The organism is Janthinobacterium sp. GW458P, assembly GCF_002127585.1.
Lineage (GTDB): Bacteria > Pseudomonadota > Gammaproteobacteria > Burkholderiales > Burkholderiaceae_D > Janthinobacterium.
The window spans coordinates 1-23,887 of sequence record NZ_NEGZ01000070.1 but is presented as its reverse complement, the minus strand read 5'-3'; the positions used below and the strand labels follow the sequence as shown (position 1 = coordinate 23,887).

At 63.5% G+C, this 23,887-nt stretch carries 20 protein-coding genes; 13 read left to right on the top strand and 7 right to left on the bottom strand.

What is annotated here, in order from left to right:
* Together CBW50_RS25635 and CBW50_RS25630 are read right to left on the bottom strand one after the other, a co-directional pair.
* Positions 1 to 957 (bottom strand): AAA family ATPase (locus tag CBW50_RS25635; protein WP_172404886.1); only part of this gene is annotated, 957 nt, incomplete at its 3' end.
* A 51-nt stretch (positions 958 to 1,008) separates the two neighbouring features.
* Positions 1,009 to 1,533, bottom strand: a complete 525-nt coding sequence (locus CBW50_RS25630) for a hypothetical protein (protein ID WP_086148129.1) — start codon at positions 1,531 to 1,533, stop codon at positions 1,009 to 1,011.
* Between the two features lie 415 nt (positions 1,534 to 1,948).
* On the opposite strand from CBW50_RS25630, the gene CBW50_RS25625 reads away from it, so the two are divergent.
* Entirely contained in the window at positions 1,949 to 2,218 is a 270-nt protein-coding gene (locus tag CBW50_RS25625) for a hypothetical protein (protein WP_139842640.1), read from the top strand.
* Positions 2,219 to 2,269: 51 nt separating this feature from the next.
* On the opposite strand, the gene CBW50_RS25620 is transcribed toward CBW50_RS25625, so the two are convergent.
* Positions 2,270 to 2,557 carry a hypothetical protein gene (locus CBW50_RS25620; protein ID WP_086148127.1) on the bottom strand — a complete coding sequence of 96 codons (288 nt, stop codon included), beginning with the start codon at positions 2,555 to 2,557 and terminating at the stop codon, positions 2,270 to 2,272.
* Between the two features lie 348 nt (positions 2,558 to 2,905).
* On the opposite strand from CBW50_RS25620, the gene CBW50_RS25615 reads away from it, so the two are divergent.
* The 11 genes from CBW50_RS25615 to CBW50_RS25565 all read left to right on the top strand — a co-directional run bounded on the left by CBW50_RS25615 (position 2,906) and on the right by CBW50_RS25565 (position 15,004).
* Positions 2,906 to 3,778 (top strand): BadF/BadG/BcrA/BcrD ATPase family protein, encoded by an 873-nt coding sequence (locus CBW50_RS25615; RefSeq protein WP_086148126.1) that lies wholly within the window; start codon positions 2,906 to 2,908, stop codon positions 3,776 to 3,778.
* 2 nt (positions 3,779 to 3,780) lie between these two features.
* The gene (locus CBW50_RS25610; protein WP_086148133.1) at positions 3,781 to 4,515 is read left to right on the top strand and encodes a GntR family transcriptional regulator; all 735 of its coding nucleotides are present in this window, start codon (positions 3,781 to 3,783) and stop codon (positions 4,513 to 4,515) included.
* A complete protein-coding gene (gene nagA, locus CBW50_RS25605) occupies positions 4,512 to 5,624 on the top strand; it encodes an N-acetylglucosamine-6-phosphate deacetylase (RefSeq protein ID WP_086148125.1) in 1,113 nt (370 codons plus the stop codon). Before CBW50_RS25610 ends, nagA begins: the two co-directional genes overlap by 4 nt.
* The gene (locus tag CBW50_RS25600) at positions 5,614 to 6,627 is read left to right on the top strand and encodes an SIS domain-containing protein (protein WP_086148124.1); all 1,014 of its coding nucleotides are present in this window, start codon (positions 5,614 to 5,616) and stop codon (positions 6,625 to 6,627) included. The genes nagA and CBW50_RS25600 overlap by 11 nt, the downstream gene beginning before the upstream one ends.
* Positions 6,628 to 6,758: 131 nt before the next feature.
* A complete protein-coding gene (locus tag CBW50_RS25595) occupies positions 6,759 to 8,018 on the top strand; it encodes an ABC transporter substrate-binding protein (RefSeq protein ID WP_086148123.1) in 1,260 nt (419 codons plus the stop codon).
* Between the two features lie 7 nt (positions 8,019 to 8,025).
* Positions 8,026 to 8,895: a carbohydrate ABC transporter permease gene (locus tag CBW50_RS25590; protein WP_086148122.1), complete on the top strand. Its 870-nt coding sequence runs from the start codon at positions 8,026 to 8,028 to the stop codon at positions 8,893 to 8,895.
* Positions 8,896 to 8,908: 13 nt separating this feature from the next.
* Positions 8,909 to 9,745, top strand: coding sequence for a carbohydrate ABC transporter permease (locus CBW50_RS25585; protein WP_086148132.1), 837 nt, complete (start codon positions 8,909 to 8,911; stop codon positions 9,743 to 9,745).
* Positions 9,746 to 9,771: 26 nt separating this feature from the next.
* Positions 9,772 to 11,103, top strand: a complete 1,332-nt coding sequence (locus CBW50_RS25580; protein ID WP_086148121.1) for an MFS transporter — start codon at positions 9,772 to 9,774, stop codon at positions 11,101 to 11,103.
* A 14-nt stretch (positions 11,104 to 11,117) separates the two neighbouring features.
* Positions 11,118 to 12,251 carry an ABC transporter ATP-binding protein gene (locus CBW50_RS25575; protein WP_086148120.1) on the top strand — a complete coding sequence of 378 codons (1,134 nt, stop codon included), beginning with the start codon at positions 11,118 to 11,120 and terminating at the stop codon, positions 12,249 to 12,251.
* 160 nt (positions 12,252 to 12,411) lie between these two features.
* On the top strand, positions 12,412 to 13,728 hold the full coding sequence (locus CBW50_RS25570; RefSeq protein ID WP_086148119.1) for a hypothetical protein: 1,317 nt from the start codon (positions 12,412 to 12,414) through the stop codon (positions 13,726 to 13,728).
* An 82-nt stretch (positions 13,729 to 13,810) separates the two neighbouring features.
* Positions 13,811 to 15,004: a DUF5009 domain-containing protein gene (locus tag CBW50_RS25565; RefSeq protein ID WP_099420652.1), complete on the top strand. Its 1,194-nt coding sequence runs from the start codon at positions 13,811 to 13,813 to the stop codon at positions 15,002 to 15,004.
* On the opposite strand, the gene CBW50_RS25560 is transcribed toward CBW50_RS25565, so the two are convergent.
* The 3 genes from CBW50_RS25560 to CBW50_RS25550 form a co-directional block, all read right to left on the bottom strand.
* Positions 15,001 to 16,122 (bottom strand): acyltransferase family protein, encoded by a 1,122-nt coding sequence (locus CBW50_RS25560; protein WP_086148131.1) that lies wholly within the window; start codon positions 16,120 to 16,122, stop codon positions 15,001 to 15,003. The two genes, CBW50_RS25565 and CBW50_RS25560, sit on opposite strands and share 4 nt — an antisense overlap.
* Before the next feature lie 111 nt (positions 16,123 to 16,233).
* Positions 16,234 to 18,948, bottom strand: a complete 2,715-nt coding sequence (locus CBW50_RS25555; RefSeq protein ID WP_172404885.1) for a TonB-dependent receptor — start codon at positions 18,946 to 18,948, stop codon at positions 16,234 to 16,236.
* A 202-nt stretch (positions 18,949 to 19,150) separates the two neighbouring features.
* The gene (locus CBW50_RS25550) at positions 19,151 to 21,724 is read right to left on the bottom strand and encodes a TonB-dependent receptor (protein WP_253251993.1); all 2,574 of its coding nucleotides are present in this window, start codon (positions 21,722 to 21,724) and stop codon (positions 19,151 to 19,153) included.
* A gap of 471 nt (positions 21,725 to 22,195) precedes the next feature.
* On the opposite strand from CBW50_RS25550, the gene CBW50_RS25545 reads away from it, so the two are divergent.
* Positions 22,196 to 22,936, top strand: a complete 741-nt coding sequence (locus tag CBW50_RS25545) for a GntR family transcriptional regulator (RefSeq protein ID WP_034759852.1) — start codon at positions 22,196 to 22,198, stop codon at positions 22,934 to 22,936.
* Positions 22,937 to 23,129: 193 nt separating this feature from the next.
* Here the strand turns inward: CBW50_RS25545 and CBW50_RS25540 are convergent.
* Positions 23,130 to 23,887: nitrilase-related carbon-nitrogen hydrolase (locus CBW50_RS25540; protein WP_301178822.1), on the bottom strand; the 758-nt coding region annotated here is incomplete at its 5' end.

Below are 23,887 nucleotides of genomic sequence, written 5' to 3'. Positions count from 1 at the left end.
CAAGGCCGGGGCGATGGCCGCCGGGGCGGGCACGCCAGCGCGCGGCATGAAATGCCAGGCCAGCGCGGCCGTCACCAGCGCGCCGGCCAGCACGCCACCGGCCACCTGCGGCCAGCGCAAGCCCCGTCCGGCAGCCGGCTTGCCCTCTTCCGCAAACACTTCCTCGGCGGCGCGGCGCAGGATCTGGCGCGTCACCTGCGGCCGGTTTTCCACGTAGGCGCCCAGCAGCGCGCGGTCGCACAGCAGGTTGATGCGGCGCGGCACACCTTTACTCAAGGCATGGATCTGCGCCATCAGGCGCGGCGCGAACGGCGTCTGCGCCATGCCGCCGGCCACGGCCAGGCGGTGGTGGATATAGCTGGCCGTTTCATCGGCCGTCAGCGATCCCAGGTGATAGCGCGCGATCACGCGCTGCGCCAGCTGCTCCAGTTCGGGACGGGCCAGCATGGCGCGCAATTCCGGCTGGCCGATGAGGATGATCTGCAGCAGCTTGCGCTCGCTCGTTTCCAGGTTCGTCAGCAGGCGCAGCTGTTCCAGCACGGCGGCGGACAGGTTTTGCGCTTCATCAATGATCAGCACATTGTTCTTGCCCTGCGCATGGCTGGCCAGCAGGTGCGCATTGATGGCGTCCACATAGCCTTTCACGCTGGCAACATCTGGCGCCACGGCGATGCGGAATTCCTCGCAGATCGACAGCAGCAATTCCTCGACGGACAGTTTCGGATTGAAGATGTAGGCAAGCTGGCAATTGTCCGGGATCTGCTCCATGAAGCAGCGGCACACGGTGGTCTTGCCGGCGCCGATTTCGCCCGTCAGCAGCACGAAGCCGCCGCCGCTGCCCACGCCGTACAGCAAGTGCGCGAGCGCCTCGCGGTGGCGCTCGCTCATGAACAGGTAGCGGGGATCGGGGGCGATCGAAAACGGTGATTGCTTGAGCTGGAAATAATGCGTGTACATGGAAACCCTGCGGATGAAGCGATCAAAATGCGCGGCGGCAAGCCGCTGCCCTCAGCGGGTGCGGGCGGGCGGCAACGGCTTGTATTTGGCGCAATAGACTTTTGCCTTGCTACGGAAGTACACGATTTTACTGCCAGGCACGGAACCGCGGACGGGAAATGCGGAATTGTCGAGTTTGTTGAAACGCAAGCCCGAGGCGCTGCGAATGGCCGGCTCCAGCTTTTCCGGCGTCGAGTCCGCCACCACGCCCATGAAGACGAGGGCACTGGTGTCGTCGCTGACGATGACGTCGGTAATCGGCGCGCCCCACAGGGTCGCTTCCGTGCGGAACCAGTAGGCGCCCCCTTCATGCTTGTAGGCCGGACCGAAAGCCGTCAGCAGATAGGCATAGAAGGCCTTGTTGTCGATATGGTCGACGCACAGCACGGCATTGCCCACCACTTGCCCGAACGTTGACGGCGCCGGCCTGGCCTGCGCCAGCACGCCGGACACGGGCGCGCCCGCGGCCAGCACGGCGCAAGCCGCCAGCAGGGCCGGCCAGCGCCACGGATGCGACAAGGAAAGGCGCGCGCGCATGCCTAACGCTTGCGCTCTTCTTTCTTGACCTTCTTGGCTTCCTTCTTTTCCTTCATGGTCTTGGCCGGTTCTTTCTTGGCTTCTTTCTTGCTGTCCTGTGCCTTGCTCATCATCTACTCCATGCCTGGGCGGAAATGCCTGGGCCATTATGACACTCCCCCATGAAAATGCCACGTCCTTTCCCCCATGCAATAGACCGCGGCCGGCAAGCACAGCCAGCGCATGCGCTTATTTGCAAAAAGACGTTTGCATTTTCACTTCATTATGTTTTAATACACGCAATTTATAAAAAGATATCATTTCGGTGCTGCATGACCAGCACCGGAGGCAAGCATACACACTGGGGACAGGACACGGGCCGGCATGCGTCGCGCCCGTGGGTATCAACGCACAGCCCTCGGCAGAAATACAGAACATGATGAGAACGATGATCTTGCTGGGCGCGGCCCTGTCGCTATGGGCCGCCGGCAATACGCATGCGGCAGAGACGCGGCCGCCGATGCAGCTGGCCGCCTACCAGGCGGCGCCCGCCACGCTGCCGATGCGCCTGGCCAGTTTCCAGTCGCCCGACGCCAGCCAGCGCGGGCCATACGAACCGAGCACGCAGTCGCTGCTGCTGGTCGCCGTCGTGCTGCTGAGCCTGCGCATGCGCGTGCGCGCCAGCAGCGAAAAGTTCAGCACCTGACGTTACAACGGCCGCGCAAGGCGGCCGTTCCACTCCGGCGTCAGCGCCCGGTCAGTGCAGGCACAGGCGGCGGCGCGTCTTCTCGATCAGTGCCGCATCGTAGGGATACAGGTTTTCGATAAAGAACAATTCCGTTTCCGCCTCGTCCTCCAGGCACATCTCGATCATGACCGGACCATCGCTTTCGCGGCCCAGGAAATCCTTCGGCCAGCGGTTCTTGCGGTGCGTGCGCATCATTTCCATGCCCAGCGCGGCCAGCGGCGCCGACACGCCGGCGGCCAGCGCCTCTTGCTGCCAGTCATCCCAATACGCGCTCTTTGCTGCCTTGTCGTTCATCATGCTCTTCCAACTCAGGTGTAAAAGGCGGACTCTACTCTTCATGGCGTCCCTTGCCAAGCATGCACAAAAGCAATACCGCACGGCCAACAACAGACCAGTGGGGAAAAATTGGCATTAAACAAGGCCAATTTCAATACCATTCACGGCACACAAAAATCCCTTTATTAACAAAGACTTGCAATCAGACGCTCGGGCATGGCGCGACTCCGCGCAATGCATTTGCTAATACCACTTAAATACCTGTTGACAAGCCATCGAGGCGACAATATAGTGCCTTCAGCTTTTTCGCCGCCCGACAAATAAAAAACCGAGACAGGCGCATCCAACCATAAGCGGGACTGCACACACATGATCGAATACATAATCGGCGTCGACGGCGGGGGCAGCGGCACCCGCGTACGCCTGGCGCGCTGCGACGGCCAGGAACTGGCGCAGGGACAAAGCGGCCCTTCCGGCCTGGGACTGGGCATCGAACGGGCCTGGACTTCCGTGGGCCATGCCGTCACCCTGGCCTTCCGCGCCGCCGGCCTGGAACAGCCGCCCCTGCAGCGCATGGCCATCGGCCTGGGCCTGGCAGGCGTGCACAACAAGCAGTGGGCCGCCAGCTTCACCGAACACAATCCCGGCTATGCTGCCGTCGCGCTCGAATCGGACGCCCTGACCACCCTGCTGGGCGCGCATGCCGGCCAGCCGGGCGCCATCGTTGCCATCGGCACGGGCAGCGTGGGCGAAGTGCTGCACGCGGACGGCAGCCGCCATGAAGTGGGCGGCTGGGGCTTTCCCTCCGGCGACGAAGCGGGCGGCGCCTGGATCGGCATGCGCGCCGTCAACCACGTGCAGCAGGTGGTCGACGGGCGCGTACCCGGCAGCGCCTTCGCCACGGCCGTCATCGACGCCTGCGGCGGCCAGCGCGACGCCATGCAGGTGTGGCTGGCCGCCGCCAGCCAGACCACGTTCGCGCAGCTGGCGCGGCTGGTGCTCGAACACGCGGCCACCAACGCGGTGGCGCGCACCATCCTGACCGACGCGGGCCAGCAGATCGCCCTCATCGCCAGGGCCCTGGACCCGGCCGGCACCCTGCCCGTGGCCCTGTGCGGCGGCCTGGCGGCGCCCTTGTCGGCCTACCTGCCGGCGCAGCTGTTACAACTGGTCGTGCCGGCACAGGGCGACTCGGCGGCAGGCGGCCTGCGCCTGATCAGCAAGCACTTGCAGGAGCAATGACCATGCTGGCCAAACTGTCCGCCTTCAAACCGAATCCCGCCAGCGACACGCCGCTCTACATGCAGCTGGCGAACATGCTGTCGGACGGCATCGCCAGCGGCGACTGGCGCGCCAACCAGGCCTTGCCCTCGGAACGCGTGCTGTCGGAAATCCTGGAAATCTCGCGCGTGACGGCGCGCAAGGCCATCGACATGCTGTGCGACCGGGGCATGCTGACGCGCAAGCGCGGCTCGGGCACCTACATCACGCCCAAGCTGGAGCAGCCGCTGTCGCGCCTGACGAGCTTTTCGGAGGAACTGCGCCAGCGGGGCTTCACGGCCGGCTCGCGCTGGCTGCAGCGCGACATCGGCGCGGCCGCGCCGCTGGAACTGCTGTCGCTGGGCCTGTCGCCGCACATGCCGGTGGCGCGCCTGCGGCGCCTGCGCACGGCCGACGAAGTGGTGATGGCGATCGAGACGACCACCATCCCCGTGCTGTACATGCCGGACCCGCAGCAGGTGACCGATTCGCTGTACGGCTACCTGGAGTCGCGCGGCACCATCCCGATGCGCGCGCTGCAGCATATCCGCGCCGTCAACGCCACGGCGGAACAGGCCAAGCTGGCCAATATCAAGACGGGTGAAGCCATGCTGCACATCACCCGTGTCAGTTATCTCGACAACGGCGCAGCGGTGGAACTGACCCACTCGTATTGCCGCAGTGATTATTATGAATTCGTAGCGGAGTCGCGCAGATGAGCAGCACTATCAAAGGCAATATCCTTACCCCCGGCGGCTGGATCCACGGCGCCATCGCCTTCGGCGAGCGCGTCGACAGCATCGCGGGCAATTCCATCCATCCCTCAAGCAACAGCGACGACTACATCCTGCCCGGCTTCATCGACCTGCACGTGCACGGCGGCGCCGGCAAGGACATCATGGAAGGCGGCGAAGCCGTGTACGCCATCGCGGCCATCCATGCGCGCCACGGCACCACCAGCCTCTTGGCCACCACCATGACGGCGCCGCCGGAAGACATCGACGTGGCATTGACGGCCATCGGCATCGCCGCCAACAACCGCCGCCCGAACACGGCGCGCGTGCTGGGCGCCCACCTGGAAGGCCCGTACATCAATTCCGGCAAGCTCGGGGCGCAGCCGAACTACGCGCGCGCCGCCACGCTGGCCGAAATCGAGCGCCTGCAAACGCTGGCCAGGCTGCGCGTCATCACCGTGGCGCCGGAAATCGCCGGGCACCTGGAACTGGTGCGCTCGCTGGCCGACGCCGGCGTGCGCGTGCAGATCGGCCACACGCTGGGCTCCTATGAAGACGGCGTGGCCGCGCTGGAACACGGCGCGGTGGGCTTCACGCACCTGTTCAACGCCATGAGCGGCCTGCATCACCGCGAGCCGGGCATGGTCGGCGCCGCCCTGGCGCACGCCGAATACGCCGAACTGATCCCCGACCTGCTGCATGTGCATCCGGGCGCCATCAAGGTGGCCCTGCGCGCCATCCCGCGCCTGTACTGCGTCACCGATTCGACCGCCGCCACCGGCATGCCGGACGGCGAATACATGCTGGGCCGCCACGCCGTGCAGAAATGCATGGGCGGCGTGCGCCTGCCCGACGGCACGCTGGCGGGCAGCACCCTGACCCTGGACCAGGCGCTGCGCAACCTGGTGGGACTGGGACTGGACCTGGCCGACGCGTCCAAGCGCGTGTCGACCAACGCCGCCGATTACCTGGGCCTGGAAGAACGCGGCCGGCTGGCCCCCGGCACTTACGCCGATCTGGTGGTACTCGATCGCGATCTCAAACTCAAAGCTGTCTATATAGAAGGAGAAATCTGTGACCTCAATGATGCTTAAAGAAGCCGTTTCCGCCGCCGAATGCGTCGCCCTGCAACTGGCCAGCGACACGGAACGCTACGCGGAACTGGGCCGCAAATTGAGGAGCACCTCGTTCTCCACCGCGCTGACCATCGCGCGCGGCAGCTCCGACCACGCCTGCAACTACGTCGCCTACCTGATCATGGCGCGCCTGGGCCGCGTCGTCGCCTCGCTGCCGATGTCGCTCGTGACCCTGAACAAGTCGCCGCTGGTGACGCGCGACACCCTGGCCATCTCGATTTCGCAATCGGGCCAGAGCCCGGACGTGGTCGAGCCGATCCGCTACTTCCGCGACGGCGGCGCCACCACCGTGGCCCTCGTCAACGACATCGAATCGCCGCTGGCGCACGCCGCCGAATGGGCCATGCCCCTGCGCGCCGGCAAGGAACAAAGCGTCGCCGCGACGAAAAGCTTCATAACCAGCCTGGTCGCCGGCGCGCGCATGGTGGCCCAGTGGCAGAACGACCCCGAGCTGCAGGCAGGCCTGGAAGCGCTGCCCGAAGCGCTGCTCGAAGCGACCCGCGTCGACTGGTCGCCCGCCATCGACGTGCTGGCGCCGGCGCGCAACATCATGGTCGTGGGCCGCGGCATCAGCTTCCCCGTGGCGCTGGAATCGGCCCTGAAATTCAAGGAAACCTCGGCTTTGCAGGCGGAAGCGTTCAGCGGCGCCGAAATCAAGCACGGCCCCATGGCCCTGATCGAAGACGGCTACCCGCTGCTGATTTTCGCCACGCGCGGCCCGACCCAGGCCGGCCTGCTGCAGCTGGCCACGGAAATGCGCGGCCGCGGCGCCAAGGTCCTGCTGGCGGCGCCCGCCGACGTGGCCGAGCGCGACCTGACCCTGCCCGTGGCGGCCACGCCGGACCTCGACCCGATCGTTGCCATCCAGTCCTTCTACGTGATGGCGGCAAAACTGTCGGCCGCGCGCGGCATGGACCCGGATGCGCCGCGTCACCTGAGCAAGGTCACGAAGACCAACTAAGCAGTACCGGCAGCTGCGCCCCCGGCACGGGGCGCGGCTGCCGCCAGCCATACCCGAATATAAGCGACGGCAAGGGCATGTACCCGCGCCGCGGACTCATGGACATTGGAGCCTTGCGCTCCAGGATAAAAATGACGATCAAGAGACTGTTGGCGGTGTTTGCCTGCGCGGGCCTGCTCGCGCCACAGGCATGGGCTGTCGAGAAAATCGAATTCTGGACCTTCAGCATGAAGCCCAAGTTCACGCCGTATTTCAATGCGGTGGTGGCGCGCTACGAGGCGCAGAATCCCGACGTCAGGATCGAATGGATCGACTTCCCGTGGGACGTCATCCAGACCAAGCTGGTCACGCGCATCGTGGCCGGCACGCCGCCCGCCCTGGTCAGCCTGAACGTGCCCTGGGCCGATGAATATGCGCGCGACGGCTTGCTCATGCCCGTCGACGCGCTGATCAGGGAAGCGCGCGCCAGCTACATTCCCAGCGCCCTGGACGACCTGCGCTTCAAGGGCCGCACCTACGGTTTTCCCATGTACAGCAACGTCGCGGTGATCGCCTTCAATACCGCCATTTTCAAACAGGCGGGCCTCACGCGCGGCCCCGCCAGTCTCGATGAGCAGCTGGCGTTCGCGCGGCAGATCGCGCAACGCACGGGCAAGGCCGGCATCGCCCCGGCCCTTTCCAAAATCGACGGCCTGTTCATGCAGCAGGGCCTGGCCGTCATCGCCGACAACCGCGCCGTCTTCAATTCGCCGCGGCACGTGGCGCTGGTGCAGAAGCTGGCCGATACCTACAGGGCGGGCGGCCTGCTGAAGGAAAGCCTGTTCGCCGAAGATAATTTCCCGGCCGTCATCGACGCCTACAAGGGCGGCCGCCTGGGCATGCTGCTGGCGCCCCCCACGGCCATGCAGCGCATCCGCAGCGACGCCCAGGACATCTACGCCATCACGGACGTGGCGCCGGCGCCGCTGGGCCCGACCGGCATCGCCGACGGCGGCTGGCTGGTGCACTTCGCCATTCCGAAAGGCGTGCCGGCGCAGCTGCTGCCATCGGTCGGCAAGTTCGCGCGCTACCTGACGAACGACGCCAACCAGCTGGCCTTCGCGCGCCAGGCCAGCGTCTTCCCCACCACCGTCAAGGCGGCGGCCGACCCGTTTTTTCTGTCCACGCCGAAGAACGCGGGCGCGGCTGAAAAGGCGGTGGCCGCCGGCGCCATGTCGATGAACCACTCGCGCACGCTGTACGTGGCCGGCATCGACGACTACGACGAGCTGCGCCGCTCGCTGGTGAAGGCCGTCGAGGCGGGCGTGACGGGCAAGCAGGACGTCAAGCAGGCGCTGGACCAGGCCGTCGCCATCTGGAACCGCAAGCTGGCCAGCCTGCCGCGCCACTAAGGACACCATGAAACTCGCCCACCGCCACACCGTGCAAGCCTGGCTGTTCCTCGCCCCCGCCCTGCTGCTGCTGGCCGCCTTTTCCTTCTGGCCCGTCGGCTACGGCTCGGTGCTGGCCTTCACCGACTACAGCCTGATACGCGAGACGCGCTTCGTCGGCCTCGACAACTTCCGCTACATCTTCAACAACGAGATGTTCGTCTCGGGCCTGAAAAACTCGCTGCTGTTCCTGCTGATGGTGCCCTTCGTGCAGGTGGGCGCCATCACCCTGGCCGTGCTGGTGAACAACCGCCTGCCCGGCATCCGCCTGTTCCGCGCGGCCTTCTACGTGCCCGTGGTGACCACCGTGTCCGTCGTCGGCATCATGTGGGGCTTCATGTTCCACGAACAGGGCGCCTTGAACTACGTGATGATGACGTTAAAACTCGTGAACGCGCCCGTGGGCTGGCTGTCGAACGACAGCCTGGCCCTGTTCGCCGTCATGTTCGTCACCCTGTGGCGCGGCCTGGGCTGGTACATGGTGATGTACCTGGCGGCGCTGCAATCGATTCCGTCGGACATGCAGGAAGCGGCCATGCTCGACGGCGCCAGCCGCTGGCAGCGCTTCTGGAAGATCACCGTGCCCATGCTGCGCCCGACCATCATGCTGTGCTCCATCCTGTCCGTGCTGGCGGCCCTGAAGGCTTACCAGGAGGTCGACGTGCTGACGCAGGGCGGCCCCATGAACTCCACCTTCACGGCGCTGTACTACGCCTACGACCAGGGCTTGAAGCATTTGAAACTGCCGCGCGCGCTGGCCGCCAGCTTCGTCGTGTCCCTATTTTGCATCGGCATCGCCCTGCTGTGCCTGCGCTACCTCAAACCCAAGCACCGCTGACCGGGGGATGACCATGAAAATCCGTTCCCGCCCCCTGAAAACCCGCCTGCACATGCTGGGCCACTACGCCGTGCTGTGCGCCATCGCCGTCGTCTGCGTGTTTCCGTTCTGGTGGACGCTGGTGACGGCCGTCTCCACGGAAGGCAATATCTTCGCCTTCCCGCCCACCTTCTGGCCGAAGGCGCCGTCCTTCGAGAACTTCATCGAAGTGTTCAATGCGATTCCCATCTGGTCGTTCTTCAAGAACTCCGTGCTGATCGCCGTGTTTACCGTGTTCTGGAAGCTGCTGCTGTGCTCACTGGCCGCGTATCCGCTGGCGCGCCTGAAATTCCGCGGCCGCAAGCTCGTGTTCGGCCTGATCCTGGCCACCCTGGTGCTGCCGTCGGAAGTCAATTTCCTCGTCAACTTCATCACCATCACGCAAATGAGCCTGGTCGACACCTACACGGGCGTGATCCTGCCCAACGTGGTGACGGCCGTGGCCATCCTGCTGCTCAAGCAGGCGTTCGAGGAAGTGCCGCAAGACCTGATCGACGCGGCCAGGGTCGATGGCGCGTCCGAATGGGTCATCTTCAGCCGCATCATGCTGCCCCTGATCACGCCGTGGCTGGCCACGGTCGGCATCCTGACGGCCGTCGAATCGTGGAATGAATACATCTGGCCCTCCATCGTCATGAGCAAGCCCGATGAATTCCCGCTGTCGGTGGGCGTGCTGTATCTGCGCGGCACCTTCGGCAGCAGCACGCGCGTGATCGCCGCCGGCACCTTGATCACCATCGTGCCGACCCTGCTCGCCTTTCTGTTTACCCAACGCTTCTTCATGCGCGGCATGGACGGCGCAGTCAAATGAAAACGTCTCTCGATAAGGAAGCCTCCATGCACGACCAGCGCATCAGCAGCAGCACACGCAGCCCGATTTCGTGGGTGCCCACCTTGTACTTCGCCCAGGGCTTGCCGTTCTACGCCGTGGCCCTGGTCGCCGGCCTGATGTTCAAGAGCCTGGGCGTGCCGAACGACCAGATCGCGCGCTGGACAGGGCTGATCGGCTTTGCCTGGGTCTTCAAGCCCCTGTGGAGCCCCTTCCTGGAACTGGCGCCCAGCAAAAAGACCATGGTGGTGCTGTTCCAGTTCCTCGGCGGCCTGAGTCTGGGCCTGATCGCGCTGGCCCTGCAGACGCCGCTGTGGTTCGCCGCCTGCGTGGCCGTGCTGGCCGTCGCCGCGCTGGCCTCGTCGACGCACGACATCGTCTGCGACGGCCTGTATATCGCCAGCCTGTCGAACAAGCAGCAGGCCGCCTATGCGGGCTGGCAGGGCGCCTTCTTCAACGCGGGCAAGTTCATCTCGCTGGGCGGCCTGGTGATCCTGGCCGGCTACCTGGAAGACCAGATCGGCAAGAAGCAGGCCTGGTCGGTGATCTTCCTGATCATCGGCGCCATCATGCTGTCGCTGGCCGCCTACCACATCTGGTCGCTGCCGCAGGTGCGCAACAGCGCCGTCAAGGACAAGAGCGTGGCGGGCATCAGCCGCACCCTGTGGGAAGTGCTGGTGGACTTCCTGAAGAAGCCCGGCATCTGGGGCATGATCGCCTTCATCATCCTGTTCCGCGCCGGCGAGGCGCAGGTGCAGACCATCGGCCCGCTGTTCCTGCGCGAAGCGCGCGAACTGGGAGGCCTGGGCCTGTCGACGGTGGAAGTGGGCGCCGTGTACGGCACGGCCGGCACCGTGGCCTTTTTGCTGGGCAGCATAGGCGGCGGCTACTTTACTTCCTGGCTGGGCCTGAAGCGCGCCATGTTCTTCCTGATCCTGGCCATGAACTTGCCCAACCTGGTGTTCTACTACCTGAGCCACAGCATGCCGAGCGACCTGGCCCTGATCACGGCCGCGCTCAGCGTGGAAATGTTCGGCTACGGCTTCGGCTTCGTCGGCCTGATCCTGTTCATGATGCAGGTCGTCTCGGTGGGCAAATACCAGACGGCCCACTATGCATTCGCCACCGGCGTGATGCAGCTGGGCTTCGTGCTGTTCAAGATGGTCAGCGGCGATATCCAGATGGCCCTCGGCTACAAGAATTTCTTCCTGTGGGTGCTGGTATCGGCCGTGCCCGTGCTGATACTGTCGCGTTTCATGCGCGTCGGGCCGAAGGAAGACGCGGACAAACCGGACCTGAGCAAGGCCGATCCCCCTCAAGCGCCAGCCAGCGCCAGCTAGGATAGAACCACTCCATGGCACACATCGTTTTAAAGAACATCGTCAAGCTGTACGATGACAGGCATCCTGTCATCCACGGCATCGACCTCGACATCCGCGACGGCGAATTCATCGTCTTCGTGGGGCCGTCAGGTTGCGGTAAATCAACCCTGCTGCGCATGATCGCCGGCCTGGAAGACATCACGGGCGGCGAGCTGCATATCGGCGGCAAGCTGGCCAACGATATCGCGCCGGCCGAGCGGGGCCTGGCCATGGTCTTCCAGAGCTACGCCCTGTATCCGCACATGACGGTGTTCGAGAACATGGCCTTCGCCCTGACCCTGGCCGGACATAAAAAGGCCGAGGTGCGCGCCGCCGTCGAGCGCGCCGCCGACATCCTGCAGATCGCGCCTTTGCTCCAGCGCAAACCGAAAGACCTGTCGGGCGGCCAGCGCCAGCGCGTGGCCATCGGCCGCGCCATCGTGCGCAAGCCCCAGGTCTTCCTGTTCGACGAGCCGCTGTCGAACCTGGACGCCTCCCTGCGCGTGCAGATGCGCGTGGAAATCTCGCGCCTGCACCAGGAACTCAAAACCACCATGATCTATGTCACGCACGACCAGGTCGAGGCCATGACCCTGGGCGAGCGCATCGTCGTCTTCAACGGCGGGCGCATCGAACAGGTGGGCAGCCCGCACGAGCTGTACAACCATCCCGGCAACCTGTTCGTGGCCGGCTTCCTCGGCGCGCCGAAGATGAACTGCATCGCCTGCGTCGCCGTCGCCAGCACGCCCGGCGCAGTCAGCGTGCGCCTGCCCGGCGGCGCCGTGATCGGGGTCGAGGCCAACGGTGCGGGCGTGGCGCCCGGCGACCGCCTGACCCTGGGCGTGCGGGCCGAGCATGTCAGCCTGCACGATGGCGACCATGCGGGCGGCAACGTCGTCGACGCGGCCGTGAGCCACATCGAATACCTGGGCGACGTGGCCATCGTCTACGCCAGCCTGCCGGGCGTGGCCGAGATGCTGGCCGTCAAGCTGCCTGCCGAGGGGGGCTTGCGCCACCCGGGCGAATCCATGCGCCTGCACCTGCCGCCGCCGCGCTGCCTGCTGTTCGATGTGTCAGGGCAAGCCCTGCCGCGCACTGTTGCCGCACCAGCCCAGCCGTTTATGTGACAATAGCCGCTATTTACCATGCTGCCTCTCTTTGACTTATGCAGGCAGAATGGCAGAATGTGTGTTTTTTTGAGCTTCCTTGCCCTCTGGCAACGCTGCGGCACGATGCTGCGGCAGCCATTGCCGGTGTGTATTTTTGTTATTGATTGAAGGATAACCCATGTCCCAATTCCGCCTTGCCCGTCTTAGCCTGCTCCTGGCAGCCATCGGCCTGAATGTCCTGCCAGCCCTGTCGCACGCGCAGGATGCCAAGCCGGCCGCTGCCGCCGGCGCGCCTGCCGCCGCTCCGGCCGATTCCGTGCGCCCTGAAGTGTTCAAGCTGCTCGACCCGACCGCCGTGAAGGCGTCGATGGATGCGAAGAACTACGCCGACGTGCAAAGCCGCATCGACCAGGCTGCCGCCATTCCCGCCCTGACACCGTATGAAACGTTCGTGCTGAACCGCCTGCGCGTGGCGCTGGCGTCGACCACCAACAATGCGCCCATGGCCATGACGGCGCTCGAAGCGGTCATCGAATCCGGCAAGCTGGACAAGAAAGCGCAAGGCGACTTCATCCAGGCACTGGCCAACTACCACTACAACGCCAAGGATTATCCGAACGCCATCAAGTGGTTCACCCGTTACCAAACGGAAACAGGCGACGTGACCACCATGCGCCCGTACATCATCCGCGCCTATTACTTCAGCAATGATTTCGCGCGCGCGAAACAGGAACTGATGGCCGACCTGACGGCCAAGCAGCAGGCGGGCAAGACGCCGACCATCGAGGAACTGCAATTGCTGGCCAATACGGGCTCGAAGAGCAAGGATCCGGCCACCTACCTGGTCGCCATGGAAAACCTCGTGCGCTACTACCCGTCGGATGACTACTGGAGCGATCTGCTGGGCCGCACGCAAAGCAAGGCCGGCTATTCCGACCGCTTCGCGCTCGACGTGCTGCGCCTGCAATTCAAGGCCGTCGACACCATGCCGCCACAGGACTACAGCGACATGGCTGAAATCGCGCTGCAGAACGCCTTCCCGACAGAAGCGAAAAAAGTGCTGGACGCCGGCTTTGCCAAGGGCGCGCTGGGCACGGGCGCGAATGCCGCCAAGCACAAGAAACTGCGCGACCAGGCCAACAAGGCGGCCGCCGACGACGTGAAGAACATCGCCAGCGGCGAAGCGTCGGCCATGAAGAGCAAGGACGGCACGGGCTTGATCAACCTCGGCTACGCCTTCGTGACGATGGAGCAGTTCGACAAAGGTATCGACCTGATCCAGAAAGGCATCGCCAAGGGCGGCCTGAAGCGTCCGGAAGACGCCAAGCTGCGCCTCGGCTATTCCTACGCCATGGCTGGCAAGAAAGATGAAGCCATCAAGGTCCTGGAAACCGTCAAGGGCGGCGACGGCGTGGGCGACCTGGCCCGTTACTGGATCCTGTGGCTGAACCGTCCTGCCACGGCAGCGGCGGCGCCGGCGGCAGCGGCCAAGTAATACCTGCCAGCAAGCATCCCTGCCAGAGCGGTTCCCGGTGTATGCCGGGGCCGCTTTTTTTTCGACCTTCTTGCCTCCCGCCATGCCGCCAGCCACCGCCGCCGCTCCTGAACGATTGACCAGCCTGGACGCCTTCCGCGGCTGCGTGATCATCGCCATGATCTGGGTCAACTACCTGGCCGGCATGCCCGGCATCGCCTGGTGGCTCGAACATGCGGGGTCCCGCGCCGACGGCATCACCGTGCCCGACCTCGTCTTCCCCGGCTTCCTGTTCATGGTCGGCATGGCCATCCCGCTGGCCTTGCAGCGCCATTGCGGCCGCGTCACGCCCGCCCTGCTGGGACGCCTGCTGTGGCGCTCGGGCAGCCTGATGCTGGCCGGCGTGGTGCTGGCGAACGCCTACCGCTACGATGCGCAGGCGGCGCTGCTGCCGCGCGCCGCGTATTTCCTGCTGTTTTATGTGGCCATGATGCTGCTGTGGCGCCAGGGTGCGGGCAAGCGGGAACTGGCTGTGGGCGGCGCGCTGATGCTGTTTCTGTTGGCAACTTTTCGCGGGGAATTGAACAGCGAGTTTTCCAGCACCTGGCTGCAACCGTCATGGTGGGGCATCCTCGGCATGATAGGCTGGGCCTATCTGCTGTGCAGCCTGCTCTACCTGGCGTGCCGGGGCAGCGGCACGGCGCTGATGGGCATGTTTTCCCTGCTGATCGTGCTGTACATGGGCGGCACGGCCGGCAGCCTGGATTTCTTGCCGGCTGGTATCAAGGGGTTTGTCAACGTGCCGCAAGTGCTCGGTTCGACGGCGGCCAATGTGCTGGCCGGTACCGTGGCGGGCCGGCTGTTCCTGCGCGGCGCCGCCCTCAGCCATGGGCAGCGCATCCGCTTCATGGCCTGGTTCGCGCTGGGCCTGCTGGCGGCCGGCCTGCTGCTGCGGCCGTATCACCACATCAACAAGATCGCGGCCACGGAATCCTACACACTCGTGTGCAGCGCCCTCATCCTGGCCCTGTTCCTCGTGTTTTATGTCGTCATCGACGTGTGGCGCTGGCGCGCCTGGGCCGTGGTGCTGTTACCGGCCGGCACCAACGCCCTGTTTGCCTACATCGTGCCCGACCTGTGGGAACAGCTGGCGGCCGTGCTGCACCTGCCGCGCTTCTGGTGGCCGTATCTGGCCACGGGCGGCGCGGCCGGCCTGTGGAATGCGGCCGCCGTCACCGCCCTGATGCTGCTGTTGACCGCCCTGGCCACGCGTTACGGCTTGAAGTTAAAGTTCTAGACCTTGATGTAGATCTTGCGCTTGTCCATGCCGTAGGCGATCAGCCAGCACAGCAGCATGAAGCTGACGGCGAACAGCAGCGAGCCCACGCGGGGCGGCGCCCAGCCCGTAAACCACTGCCGGTACAGCCACTGGTACAGGTTGCCGCCGCCGATGCGCACGGTAAACGCGATGATCACCAGCACTTCCGACACCAGGTAGATGAACAGGGTGTTCTTGCCGAAGACTTCAAAGAAGCAGGTCCAGCCCGTCATTTGACGCACGTCAATGATGAACATCAGCGTAGCCAGCAGCAGCAAGTCCAGGCCGACGCCCAGCATCACATAGGAGCTGGTCCACAGCTTCTTGTTGATTGGAAACACCTCATTCCAGCACAGGGCCACGGCCACGCAGATGACGCCCGCCACCACCAGCTGATACAGCGCGGAACGCAGCCGCGCCGGCGCTGCCTGGCGCACAAAGCTGCCTGCCAGATAGCCGGCAATCACATTGACGATGGACGGCAAGGTGCCGAGCACGCCTTCCGGGTCGAAGGCAAGGCCCTCGCCGTGGTACAAATGGCTGTCGCCCAGCAGGAACAGATCGAGTTTGGCCGGCGCATTGCCATGCAGCGTATAGTCGCCCCAGGTCGCCAGGATGGCCCAGTAGCCGAGCAAGGCGCAGGCGCTGAAGACGAGGGCGCCGCGCGTCCTCCCGTAATGCAGGATCAGGGCGGCGGTCAGGTAGCACACGGCGATGCGCTGCAGCACGCCGGGGATGCGCGTGTGCGACAGCGGCGACCAGGCGAACTGGCCCGCGTCGTCGATCTTGAAGAAGGGGAACCAGTACAGCAAGAAGCCCAGTAAAAAGATCAGCGCGCTGCGCCGCCACAGCTTGCCCAGCACGGCGCCATGCCCCAGGTGCTCATATTTCCCCAGCGCAAAGGCCAAGGCATTGCCGACGACAAACAGAAAGCTGGGGAACACCAGGTCGGTCACAGTAAAACCATGCCATTCGGCATGCAAAAACGGCGCATACACGGCGTCCCAGTCGCCGGGGGTATTGACGACGATCATCAGGGCGACGGTCAGGCCGCGCAGGACGTCGAGGGCGAGGTAGCGTTGAGAAGCAATAGTCATGTCAAACAATTCCAGATGAAAAAAGCAGGCCCACCGCTGGTGGCGGAAGGCCTGAAAAAAAACGATGCCTGACAAAACCATCGTGCAGCAGGTGTGGTCAGGCCTTATCCACTACAGTTTGGCGCGCAAGCCAAAGTAAAATTGACGGCCGTTCGAATACAGGGCCGTCGGCTGGTCCTGGTTGGCGCCGTAATACTTGAGCACGGGATTATTCAGGTTCAGCACGTCGAAGGTCAGCGAATAGCGCTCGTTGATCTTGTAGTTGAGCGAGGCGGCCAGGTTGCCCACGCCATGCACGTACTGGGGCGAACTGCTGAACAGGCCGGCCAGGAAGCTGGAGCGGTAGGTATAGGCCAGGCGCGCGCTCAGGCGCTCGTCCTCGTAATAGCCTTCCAGGTTGTACGTGCCGCGCGAGCTGCCCACCACGGCGGCGCCATCGTCGGCCTTGCCATTCGTATAGGTGTAGTTGCCCACCACGCCGAAACCGCCCCACAAGCCCTGCTGGTAACTGAGTTCCACCCCCTTGTTGCTGGCGCCGATATTCGTCGGCGACTGGATCACATAGGTGTTGAATTTCTTGAAGGTATTATTGTAATAGCTCACGGGCGCCGTGCCGAACGTCACGTAGGATTTCATGTCCATGTAGAAGGCCCCCACGGACAGCATGGCCTTGGGAGCGAAATACCATTCCAGCGTGGCGTCGTAGTTGGTCGAGCGTATCGGTTTCAAGTCCGGATTGCCGCCCGTGCCTGTCAGCAACTGGTCGTTCAGGTTGACGGCGCCCACCAGCGCGCTGTAGTCGGCGCGCGCCATGGTTTTCGCCACAGCCGCGCGGGCCACCAGGTCCTTGCTCAGGTCAAACTTGATGTTGGCGCTGGGCAGCACATCCGTATAGCTGTGCTTGACGATGGTGGGCGTATAGGTGCCGAAGACGTTTTCCTGGCCGATCGGATTTTCGCCGCCCGGCACGTTCGTCACCGTCGTCTGTTGCGTGCGCACAAGGCGCACGCCCACGTTGCCGCGCCACTTGTTGCCCGCCAGATTGGCCATGATGTAGGCCGCGCTATCCTTTTCCTTCACGTCCAGTTCGGCCGGCCAGTTGCGCGAGTTCGGCCCGCCCGTATTGTCGTATTTGTTGGCCCACGCCACCAGGTCGGCCGGATCGAGTTGCCAGTAGCGTCCCTGCGCATTGCCGCCCAGGCCCTTGCCGTAGTCGCCGGGATAGGTGCCGCCATTCCACTTCGGCAAGGGTGCATTCGTGGTGCCGTCGCACACGGCGCAGCTGCGGTTTTCCGGCCACGCCACATTGCGGTGGTGTTCCGCATAGCGCGCGCCGAACTTCAGCGATTCCAGCACGCCGTAATCCATGCTCAGCTCACCATCGGCCTGGCCGTATTTTTCCGTGTCCAGGGTTTCCACGTGGGAACCCCAGGCCGATGCCGTTACCGCATTCGATAACTTTGAAATGTCGAGACCGGGGAAATTCAGCCTGGCCGGCGACAGGCCGTTCAGCTGGTAAGACACGCCCACGCCCGTCAGGCCCGCCTCATAGCCGAGGTCGACGGGTGTTTCGCCGATGCCGCGCGTGTAGCCGAGGCTGCCCGTAATGCGCAGGCGCTCGCTGGCGCGGTAGCTGCCGTTGACATCGACATACGCGGTCGACGAGTTCGAGCCGGGGCGGTAGATCTGGTCCACCAGGGCCGGATACAGCTGGCCGTTGTACGGCGTAGTGGCATTCGCCGCAGGAAACTGCGACGCGGGAAAATCGGCCGCCACCAGGGTATTGTTCTTGACGGTAAACGCGCTGGGAATCACGCCCACATGCTTGCCGTCATTGTCGACGGCATTCAGGTTGGCGCCCGGCTGGTTATAAAAGCTGCGGTTGTAATTGGCCGCATCCAGTTTTGAATAAAAACCGTTGACGTCCAGCATCAAGTCAGCGGTGGGCTTGAATTGCAGGTCGATGCTGCCGCCCTGGCGCTTGCGTACCTGTTCGAACAGGGCCGAGTTGATGCCCAGCGGCGCCAGCACGCCCGCCAGTTCCGGATATTTCTGCGCGGCAGGGCTGTCGGCGTCGATGGCGCCATAGCCGAAAAATTCCTGCCCGTCACGGCGCTCGTGGCGCTTCTCGGAAAACACCTGGAACAGCACGCCCATGGTCTTCGCTTCGTTCTTCCAGTTGAACAAGGCATTCATCTGCGGGTCCGTCTTGCCCGGCAAGTCCGCGTAGATGGCCTGCACGGCCAGCTCGGCCGTGAAAGGCTGCTTGAAACTGAGCGGCTTGCGCGTCTCGATATTGATGGAACCGGCCACGCCGCCTTCCACCAGGTCCGCCTGCGCGCTCTTTTGCACGGTGACGCGGCTGACAATTTCCGACGGCAGCAAGGCGAAGCTGACGCTGCGCCCCACGGTGCCCACCTGGTCCGTGACAAACCAGTCGCCCGTGCCCACGGCGTGGCCGTTGATCAGCGTTTGCGTCAGGCTGGGGCTGGTGCCGCGGATGCTGACACGGTCATTTTCCGAGAAGCCGCCCTCGCCGCCGGCCGACGAGGAAATGTTGACGCCCGGCACGCGCTGCACGGCGTCCGCCACGTTCTTGTCAGGCAGCTTGCCGATATCTTCCGCGCTGACGACGTCGATCACGGAATCGCTGTTGCGCTTCTGGCTCAGCGACTGTTCCAGCGAAGCGCGGATGCCGGTAACGACCACTTCCTGCATCGCCGGCGAGGCGGACTGGGCTTGCTGCGCCTGTGCCGCCATATTGATGGACAACAAAGCGGCTGCGGCGGCGATGGGGTGTAATACGGGATGCAAACGGCTGTTCATAGACTCCTCGTTATGGATGCCCGCCGCGCTGGCGGGACGGTTTTATGGATGAGTACAGACGGCAAACGACGGGGTGCAGCAGAAAGGGACAAAGACCGGCGGGAGCGCCGAAAAAAAAGGCAAGCCCCTGAAACAGGAACTTGCCTTGAAAGACCGAGGAAGACCGGGCCTGACGCGGGTGCATCAGGCCGGATCGTCTTGCTTACAGCTTGCCGCGCAGGCCCAGATAGAAGGTACGGCCATTGCTGTAGAACGCGCGTGGCTGATCCTTGTTTTCGGCGTACATCTTGATGGTTTCGTTGGTCAGGTTAAGCGCATCGAACGTGATCGTGAAGTGCTCGTTGATCTTGTAGTTGAGCGAACCTGCCAGCGTGCTGCTGTCGTCGACGTGCTGGCTGGCGCCACGGTCCACGCCGGCCTTGTAGGCCGAGCGATAGTTGTAGGCCAGGCGCGCGCTAAAACCGTGTGCTTCGTAGAAAGCGGTCAGGTTATAGGTGTTTTTCGACGCGTTCAGCAATTCGCTGCCATCGTTCAGCTTGCCGTCGGCGTAGGTGTAGTTGGCCAGTACGCCGAAATCACCGAACACCGGTTGCTGATAGCTCAACTCGACGCCCTTGTTCTTGCCCTTGGTGTTGTAGGACTCGGTCACCTGGAACACCCTGTCAGCACCAACCTTGGTATTGAAATAGGTGGCGTTGACGTTACGTTGCGCCACGATCGAATTCAAATCCATGTAGAAGATGCCGGCCGAGACCGCCGATTTTGGCGCGAAATACCACTCGGCGCTGACTTCGGCATTGTTCGAACGCACAGGATTGAGGTTGATGTTGCCCTTGGTACCACTCAGGGAATCCTCATTCAGCGATACGGCGCCGCCCAACGCGCTATAGTCAGGGCGCGCAATGGTCTTGGCCAATGCGGCGCGCACAACGAGATCGTTGCGGACATCAAACTTGATGTTGGCGCTAGGCAGGAAGTCGTTATAGCTGCGATCATAAGTGTTTTGCGAGTAGGCGCCAAATGCGGAACCTGTGATCGGACCGCCGCTGGCATTCACCGTCGTGGACTGCTTGGTATGGACGGCGCGCACGCCGAAGTTACCGCTCCAGTTATCGCCGGTCAGATTGGCCATACCGTAGACTGCCTGGGTTTTTTCCTGCAGCTTGAATTCATCGCGCCAGTTGTGGCGAGCGACGCGGTCAGGATTGCGGTTGCCCGGAATCGCCGCCCATTTTGCCAGGGCATCGCCGTCATAGCGGAAATAGTTGGTAGGCAAATTGCCGCCCAGGTTGGAAGCGAAATTACCCGGATACAGCGTACCGTTCCAGATGGGGCCGGCACTGTCCAGACCTGTCGCGCCAGGACCCGTTTCAAATGGGTGCTCGGCGGTACGTTTATGGTCGGTGAAGCGCGCGCCAAACTTGATGGAATCCCAAATGCCGCTCGACAGGCGCAATTCGCCATCGATCTGGGTATACAGTTCCTTGTCGACCGACTGCGATTCCCCGCCACCGATCCACGCCGTGCCCAATGGCGCCGTGGTCGTGCCGCCCGGATAGGAAACGGTAGCCGGACTCATGCCATTGAGCGCATAGTTCATGCCGCCATCGACCTTGTTTTGGTAGTACACATCATCACGGTCGTAGCCCACGCCGTGGGTCTTGCCCAGCTTGCCGGTGAAGGTCAGGTCCTTGCTGGCGCGGTACTTGAAGTTGAAGTCCAGATAGTACGTTTCACCGCCTGCGTCCGGACGATAAATATTGTCGACCTCGCCGGCATTCTTCGTGAAGTTCGCCGCCACGAGCGTATTATTGCGCACCGTGTAGGACGTCGGCACCATCCCCGCATTGATCGAGCCACTCGGCGCGGCCAGGTGGTTGGTATTCGAATGCGGCGCCTTCAATTGCGAATAGAATCCATTCAAATCCAGCGTCAGATCCTTGTTCGGCTTAAACTCGATATCAAACGCACCACCCTCACGGGTTTTCTTTTGCTGGAAGAAACTCGCGCCGATGAAGGTAGGGGCCAGTACGCCCACCAGATCAGGATGCGCCTGCGCAGCAGCCTTGTCGGCAGAAATCGCCGTGTAACCGAGGATTTCCTGGCCATCACGACGCACTTCCGACTTTTGCGAGAAACCCTGCACCATGATCCCCAGCGTATTGTCGTCGTTTTTCCAGTTCACCATACCGGAGAATTGGGGCTGGGTTTTCTCCGACAGGTCATTGTAGTTGGCCTGAATCGAGCCTTCGGCCGTAAACTTGTTCTTGAACTCCAGCGGGCGGCGCGTGATCACGTCGATCGCACCGGACACGCCGCCTTCCACCAGATCAGCGGTGGCGCTCTTTCTCACCACTACCGAGCTCACCAGCTCGGATGGCAGCAAGGAAAAACTGCTGCTGCGGCCCACGTTGCCGCCGAATTGGTTCAGCACGAACCAGTCGCCGGTGCTGATGGCGTGGCCGTTGAACAGGGTTTGCTGCAAGCTGGGGCTGGTGCCGCGCAGGCTGACGCGGTCGTTTTCGCCGAAGCCGCCTTCGCCGCCGGCCGACGATTGGGTATTCACACCTGGCAGGCGCTGGATCGCGTCAGCCACGTTACGGTCCGGCATTTTGCCGATATCTTCGGCCGTCACCACTTCCACCACGGAATCCGCATTACGTTTTTGCTTCAGCGACTTTTCCAGCGAGGCGCGCACGCCGGTCACCGTCACGGTGGCCACGTCGTCGGCGGCAGCTTCTTGCGCCTGCGCCGAAAAGGCCAGGCCGGCGACCATCACGGCAACGGCAGCAGCGATCGGCGTACGGCTACGCGAACCGGTTTTCACGACGGCAGCTGCAGGTGTCAAATTGCGTTTCATGTACTCCCCCTTGATTTAGGCTCCAGGATGGAACCTTTTCATTTTTAACGTAGATCTTCTTTCCAGCCCGCCCACTGTCTCCGGCATGCTGCAGACCCTTCGGCACAACCACTTACAAAACCAATTCAACGCCAATATACTACTATCCAATACCAGAACACTACCAGTTGCAACTTTTTTTTTATAACGTTGTTTGAATCACACAGACCACTTTATCTAAATCAATCTGTAGCCCGTATGCGCGGGCTAAATACGAGCGTAGCCAGGCATAAATTGCTGGCTTGATAATTGAAATTGGTTTTATAACGGCCTTTTTTGGTATTATCCAGCGACACAAAACAGATACAGAGCGCGTCTGTAACGCGCCGTAACGGAGACCCACAGCGTATGACCACCCTGGCTCACATCATGCAAGGCCTGGGGCAGACGAGCAGCCTGCCCCTGTACCAGCAACTGCAGCGCGCGCTGCGCGAAGCGATCGACAAGCGCATCCTCGGTCCCGACGAAGCCCTGCCGGCCGAGCGCCAGCTGGCCAGCGACCTGGCCGTCTCGCGCATCACCGTGCGCAAGGCCATCGACGGCCTCGTCAACGAGGGCTTGCTGGTGCGCCGCCCCGGCTCGGGCAATTTCATCAATACGCGCATCGAGAAGAACTTCGCCAAGCTGACCTCGTTTTCCGAGGACATGCGGGCGCGCGGACGCACGCCGCGCAGCGTCTGGCTCAAGCGCGCGGAGGGCACCGTGACGCCGGAAGAAGCCTTGCGCCTGCGGCTGTCGCCGGGCGCGCCCGTGTACCGCTTCCACCGCATCCGCTATGCGGACGAGGTGCCGATGTGCCTGGAGTACGCCACCATCGTGGCCAGTTGCCTGCCGGCGCTCGACGCCGTCGACGTGTCCATGTACGACGCGCTGGAACAGGCGGGCAACCGCCCCGTGCGCGCCCTGCAGCGGCTCAGCGCGCTGTTGCTGACGGGCGAGCAGGCCAGCCTGCTGCAAGCGGAGGAAGGTGATGCCGGTTTATCGGTGGAAAGACTGGGCTTTTTGCGCGACGGCCGCGCCGTGGAATTTTGCCGCTCCTACTTCCGCGGCGATATGTACGACTTCGTGGCCGAATTAAGTACCAATTAATACCAGTTCCGCGCTTTTCTCAATACCAGAGAAAACCACTTATTGCAGTGCAATATTTATTCGGCATTGCGCCTATATATATGCGGCAGCCGTGCAATCACCATTGGCGATTATGTGGCTGCTTTGCAGATAATATGAAAATGCGCGCCCCGGCAGTGTTTTTGCGCATTGCAGCAAAATGAAGTATTTTCTGTCAGGAAGCGGGGGCGGCGCGGTGCCCCATAGCGAGGAAAAGCACCGCCAGCGCCACGCACAGCCAGCCGAACAGCGGCCCCAGCCAACCGGCCCAGGTCGCCACAGGCCGCGCGGCCGGCAACGGCGCCAGCAAGACGCTGCCCGGCATGGCGCTGCTGGCCTGTTCCGCCAGCACCCGTCCATATGCATCGCTGACCGTCAAGCGCCCCTCGCGCGCGGCGCGCAGCACCGCATAAGCGTTTTCCACGCCGCGCACGACGGTCATGCGCGCCCCCATCCAGTCGTCGAGCTGGAAATCCCAGGCCGGCACCAGCATCGCGCGCGCTCCGGCCGCGCCATACGCCTGCCCCAGCGGCGCRAAATGCATGTCCTTGCAGATGGCCAGGCCCATGGCCAGACCCGCCACGGGCTGCACGGCATACGCGTTGCCAGCGAGAAAGTCCCGCTCGGGCGGCGCCAGATGGTGCTTCTGGTAGCTGACGGGCGCCGCGCCATCGGGAGCAAACAGCCAGGCCAGGTTGCGCCGCCCGGCCGCCTCTTCCACGCCGATGCCGAGGATGATCCACACGCCCGCGTGCCGCGCCAGCGCCTGGAAACGCTGCCGCACGGCATCCGCCCGGGCCGGCGCCAGCACGGCTATCTTTTCCGGCAACAGCACCAGCCGGGCGCCCTGCCCGGCCAGCTCTGCGACGTGGCGCGCATACTGGTCCCAGACGGCTTGCGCGCGCGCCGGCGGCGTGGCCGGGCCGATGAAAT